Source organism: Streptomyces sp. NPDC054765, from assembly GCF_053612065.1.
The window spans coordinates 1-3,421 of the sequence record NZ_JBSHBP010000141.1 but is presented as its reverse complement, the minus strand read 5'-3'; the positions used below and the strand labels follow the sequence as shown (position 1 = coordinate 3,421).

Genomic DNA, 3,421 nt, shown 5'->3' with positions numbered 1-3,421 from the left:
GGACCTGCACGGGCCGCGGCCGGGCCGGCGTCCCGCTGCGGGCGACCCTGGCGCTCGTTGTTCTCACCGTGGTCGTGGGCAGCACGGCACTGGCCCTGGAGTCCCCCTCCCGTGACCCGTTCCTGGCCGCCGGGGACACCGCCGCGGGCTCCTACCTCGCCACCCGGGCCGACGGCGACCTGGCCGCCGCCGCGGTGCTCGCCGGACCCTACGTGGAGCGGCCGGGGCAGCCGGTGACGGCACGGTACGGCGGCGGGACGGCGGCCCCGCTGCCGGCGTCCCGGCCGTTGCTGGCGGCCCCGGCCGCTCCCGTGCCGGCGATCGGCGCGCTCTTCTCCCCCGACGACGACGGTCACCCGGTCCACCACTGCACGGCCAGCGTGGTGCACGCCCCGGCGGGCGATCTCGTCGTCACCGCGGCGCACTGTGTGCACGACGACGGCTTCCGGACCCGCCTGGTGTTCGCGCCCGGTCTGCGCAACGGGGTCGCGCCCTACGGTCTGTGGGTGCCCACCCGGATCCACGTCGATCCCCGCTGGATCAGCGACCGGGACCCCGACCACGACGTGGCGTTCCTGCGGGTGCGCCGGGCGGGACAGGCCGGGGGCCGCGTGGAGGACGTCACCGGGGCCGAACGGATCAGGTTCGACGCGCCGGCCGGGCGCCCGGCGCAGCTGACCGGCTATCCCGAGGACCAGGACGCCCCGGTCAGCTGCCGGCACACGGCGGACGCCCAGAGCCCGACCCAACTCCGCTTCCCCTGCACCGGGTTCCCGAACGGGACGAGCGGCGGTCCGATGCTCACCGACCTCGACCCGGCCACCGGCACCGGGTCGCTGATCGGCGTGATAGGCGGTCTGGACGAGGGGGGTGACGACCTCGTCTCGTACAGCAGCCGGTTCGGCGGGGACGTGGCCGCGCTCTACCGGCGGGCGGCCGCGGAGCCGGGACCGCGGGCCGCACAGCCCGGCTCCCGGGCCGCCGCGTCCGGTGTCATGCCCCGCGCGGCACCACGGTCTTGAGGACGGACGGCAGCGGATACCAGTCGGCGGTGGCGAAGCTCGCATGTGCCGCCGCGAGTTGGCCGACCCGGGCCAGCGCCTCCGCCTCGGTCGGGTGGGTGCCGTCGATGACCGGCGGCACATTGTGGGCGTCGGTCATGATGAGCAGGTAGTGGCGGGTGTCGTACCAGGAGGTGTCGATACTGCCGTTCAGATAGGTCGCGGCGTCACCGTCGAAGACCACGAACCAGGGGCGCAGCGCCGGGTCGGCATAGCGCTCCCGCGGGTCGCCGGGAGCGGCACCGTGCACCGCGGGGAAGGCCGTCGACTGCGCCAGTTTCCCTTGTGCCGCAAGGTCCTTGAGGTGGCCGGCGTACTCCACGTCCGTCCACAGCTTGTCGAACGGGTTCTTCTCCTCGACCGTGCCGGGTATCAGCTCGAACAGGAACGTGCCGGCCAGCGCGGCGCGTGAGGGCCAGCCACCGGCCCGCACCGCGTCATCGGCGGTGGCGTGTCCTGCGGTGAGGTCCCCGGGACCGTAGACCGCATCGCCCAGTTTCTGCCGCACCAGCGCATCGAACTCGGCGGGGCCGCGGCCGCCCTTGGCGTTGAAGCCGTCCTTCATCTCGACCTTGACCAGGATCGGGCGGTGGCCGGGGTGCGCGTCGTGCCAGGCCTTCATGTCGGAAAGGCAGCCCGCGAAGTCCTGGTCACGGCTCTTGGTGCGCAGCTCCGAGGCGTTCGCGGCGCCCGCGCAGTTGCTGTTGTTCCCGAGCGGGTTGCTGTGCGAGACCCGCCAGGACCGGCCCAGCCCGTTGGTCCAGAGGTCGAGTTCGAGCAGTGCGGCGCCGGAGTCCAGGGCGTCCGCGAAGTAGCGGTACTTCTCCTTGTCATAGGCGTTGTGGACGCCCACGGACGTGCTGGTGCCGTATGTCATGGCGGCCGGCTCGGCGCCCGCCGTCCCGCTCACCGCGATCACCGCAGCCGCCGCGACGGCGGCCGTTCCCACACACCGCTTTCCGTTCATGTGCCCCGCTTCCCCTAGGTCTTCGGCCGTCCGGCAACCGGCCCGGACGCCGCTTCGACCGGTCGGTCACCCGGTCGACCGGGCAGCAGCGTACGGGAGTTCGGCACCGGAGGGACCCCAAGGGCGGCGGCGGGTGAGGAAAGCGCGGATGACATGATCCAATCGGGGAGGAACACATGACAGACAATCAACGCACCGACAGAGCACCGCGCACCGGGCTGTCCCTGGCGGGGGCCGTCCTCACCGGGACGGTCGCCCTCTATCTCTCGCTCGTCGCCTTCGGCAATATCACCGACTTCGACACCAACCGGGAGTTCGTCCGCCATGTCCTGGCCATGGACACCACGTTCAAGGACCCGGATCTGATGTGGCGGGCCGTGACCTCACACGCGGTGCAGGACGCCGCGTATCTGGCAATCATCGCCTGGGAGACGGCAGCCTCGCTGGTGCTGCTCACGGCCACCGCGCTGTGGGCCGCCGGCGCACGGCACGGCAGCTTCGCGCGGGCCCGGTGGGTGAGCACCCTCGGGCTGCTGATGATGCTGCTGCTGTTCGGTGCGGGCTTCCTCGCGCTCGGCGGCGAGTGGTTCGCGATGTGGCAGTCCAAGCAGTGGAACGGGCTGGAGGCGGCGGCCCGCAACATCACGCTGGCCGGGATCGCGCTGGTGGTCGTCCAGCTGCCCGGGGCGGCGGGCAGGCGCGAGGGCGGACAGGGCGGCGAGTAGCGGCCCGGCCTCCGCTCCCGCCCCGGGCCTCACCACTCGGTGCGGCGGCCCGGCAGCGAGTCGTCGGCGCCCGCGCTGCCGCGCTGCACACCGTCCTGGCGGGCCGGGCGGCCGGGCGTCCCCGAGGCGGTGCGCTCGGCCGTGCCCGCCCCGGCGGGCCGGAAGATCCGGCCCGCCGGGGAAGGGGGCGCCGGGCCTCAGCCTGCCGCGTAGACATCCTCGATGTAGCGGCCGGAGGCGGTCAGTTCGCGCAGCCAGGCCTCGGACTCCTGCGGCGAGGCGCCGGTGCGCGCACCGTGCAGCTCGCGGAAGGCGGCCCGTACACCGGGCGCCATCCGGCTGCCGTCACCGCAGACATACACCCGCGCACCGGCCTGCAGCAGTTCCCACACCTCGGCGGCCTCGGCGGCGATCCGGTGCTGGACGAAGCGGTGGCCGTTCTCGGGGCGGGCGCTGAAGACGGGGCGTACGGAGATGACTCCGGCGGCTTCGGCTGCGGCGAACTCCTCGGCGTGCAGGAAGTCGGCGGTGGGATCGTCGCAGCCGAAGTACAGCCGGGCGGGCGCCTGCTGGCCCGCGGCGAGGCGGTCGGCGACGGCGCCGCGGAAAGGCGCGAGCCCGGTGCCCGCCGCGATCAGGATGACGGGGGTGTCATCGGCCGCATCGAG

General features: G+C 73.5%; 3 protein-coding genes and 1 pseudogene. 2 read left to right on the top strand and 2 right to left on the bottom strand.

Translation table 11 applies throughout. From position 1 onward, the window contains the following. Window positions 1-1,022: trypsin-like serine peptidase (locus ACWGJY_RS37410; RefSeq protein WP_453265358.1), on the top strand; the 1,022-nt coding region annotated here is incomplete at its 5' end. Here ACWGJY_RS37410 and ACWGJY_RS37405 read toward each other — a convergent pair. Continuing rightward, complete coding sequence (locus tag ACWGJY_RS37405; RefSeq protein ID WP_453265357.1) at window positions 994-2,028, bottom strand: phosphatidylinositol-specific phospholipase C domain-containing protein; 1,035 nt, start codon at window positions 2,026-2,028, stop codon at window positions 994-996. The genes ACWGJY_RS37410 and ACWGJY_RS37405 overlap by 29 nt on opposite strands. A gap of 176 nt (window positions 2,029-2,204) precedes the next feature. Here ACWGJY_RS37405 and ACWGJY_RS37400 point away from each other — a divergent pair, with 176 nt between their 5' ends. Further along, complete coding sequence (locus ACWGJY_RS37400) at window positions 2,205-2,753, top strand: DUF2165 domain-containing protein (protein WP_453265356.1); 549 nt, start codon at window positions 2,205-2,207, stop codon at window positions 2,751-2,753. Between the two features lie 197 nt (window positions 2,754-2,950). Here ACWGJY_RS37400 and ACWGJY_RS37395 read toward each other — a convergent pair. Next, window positions 2,951-3,421: pseudogene (locus tag ACWGJY_RS37395) on the bottom strand (reductase); the annotation flags it as partial.

What these genes read in the sequence shown, in the direction of transcription:
- ACWGJY_RS37405 (WP_453265357.1), bottom strand. Translation starts at nt 2,028, where the DNA reads ATGAACGGAAAGCGGTGTGTGGGAACGGCCGCCGTCGCGGCGGCTGCG.
- ACWGJY_RS37400 (WP_453265356.1), top strand. Translation starts at nt 2,205, where the DNA reads ATGACAGACAATCAACGCACCGACAGAGCACCGCGCACCGGGCTGTCC.